Genomic DNA, 1,194 nt, shown 5'->3' on the forward strand with positions numbered 1-1,194 from the left:
GGAGCAGCTGGCCAACGTCATCGACGGCTTCGAATACATGATCCGCAGCAGCCTCGATACCAGCACCGGGCAGATGCGCTACGACTGGGTCTGGGGCTACCCCACCCTCGGCACCCCCACCATCACCCGCGACATCACCCAGCCCGGCCAGATCAAGGCCTGGGCCATGCCACAGGACGGCACCGAAGCCGGCAACTCCTGGCAAACCATGGGCGACACCATCAACAACGACCTCGGCGCCGCCAGCGAACCGGTCATGAGCGTCGTCTACGAGGACGCCGCCCAGCTCGCCGCCGGGTATCCGCTGCTCGACCGGACCGAGACGTACAGCAGCGTCACCCAGCAGTCCACGCTCAACGCCTACGCCCAGCAGCTGCGGGACACCCGCTCCGGCGCGGTGACCGTGCCGAGAATTCTTGTCCACTTCGACGACACCTTCTCGATCAACCCGAACTACCTGGGCGACCGAGCGAGGTTCACCTTGCTGAATGACTTCTACTCGCTTGACGACTCCGGCGCGCCGACCTTCAGCAAGACCTGGCGGATCGTCGGCATGGATCTGCACACCCCGGCCGGCGACGACCAGGAGGAGCGGGCCGAGCTCCTGTTCGAGGAGGCCTGATGGGAACACCGCGGTATCCGAAGACCAACGGCGATGATCTGCGAGAGATCCGCCGCGGCGTTATCGAGGCGCAGACCGCGGCGCAGAACCGGGTCGCCTACGCGCAGGCATCGCAGGGGTTGATCCTGCCGAACCTTCCCGGACATCCGGCGGCGCCGGCGTCCGGCGTGATCCTGTACGCGATCTCCGGGCATCTGTGGTGCAAGGAAGCGGACGGCTCCCAGCACCAGCTCACATCCTGATCAGGGGTTGTCGGCGGTGACGCGGCATATCCCGTAGGCACCGTCCTCGACCTCTTCGCGGGCGACTTTGCCGTTGATGATGATGCGGCAGGTGATCTTGCCGTCGGCGGCGGCGTTCTGCACCCACAGGTAGAAGTGGTTCAGCTCGTCGACCTTCAGCTCTTTCCGGTAGGGGAGCGGCACCCCGTTGTCCTGCGTGATGCGGTAGTTCGCGCTGCTGGTGATGTTCCCTGCGGAGGTCGCGCCGTCGGAGCCGACGGCCTCGAACACCACGCTGTGCTTCCCGCTGCCCTGCACGGTGGTGGAGTTGTCGGCGCCTGGGGTCGGGGT

At 66.2% G+C, this 1,194-nt stretch carries 2 protein-coding genes and 1 pseudogene; 2 read left to right on the forward strand and 1 reads right to left on the reverse strand.

The genetic code is table 11. The features are described 5' to 3' along the window. Nucleotides 1-622, forward strand: a pseudogene (locus ACWDS7_RS48580) (hypothetical protein); the annotation flags it as partial. Beyond that, a complete protein-coding gene (locus ACWDS7_RS48585) occupies nt 622-864 on the forward strand; it encodes a hypothetical protein (RefSeq protein WP_451934844.1) in 243 nt (80 codons plus the stop codon). The pseudogene ACWDS7_RS48580 and the gene ACWDS7_RS48585, both read left to right, overlap by 1 nt. On the opposite strand, the gene ACWDS7_RS48590 is transcribed toward ACWDS7_RS48585, so the two are convergent. Beyond that, a partial coding sequence (locus ACWDS7_RS48590) for a hypothetical protein (RefSeq protein WP_451934845.1) occupies nt 865-1,194 on the reverse strand: 330 nt, incomplete at its 5' end.

This window comes from Streptosporangium sp. NPDC003464 (assembly GCF_053588315.1).

Bases quoted from the DNA above. Each gene is read 5' to 3' on its own strand.
- ACWDS7_RS48585 (WP_451934844.1), top strand. From the start codon at position 622: ATGGGAACACCGCGGTATCCGAAGACCAACGGCGATGATCTGCGAGAG.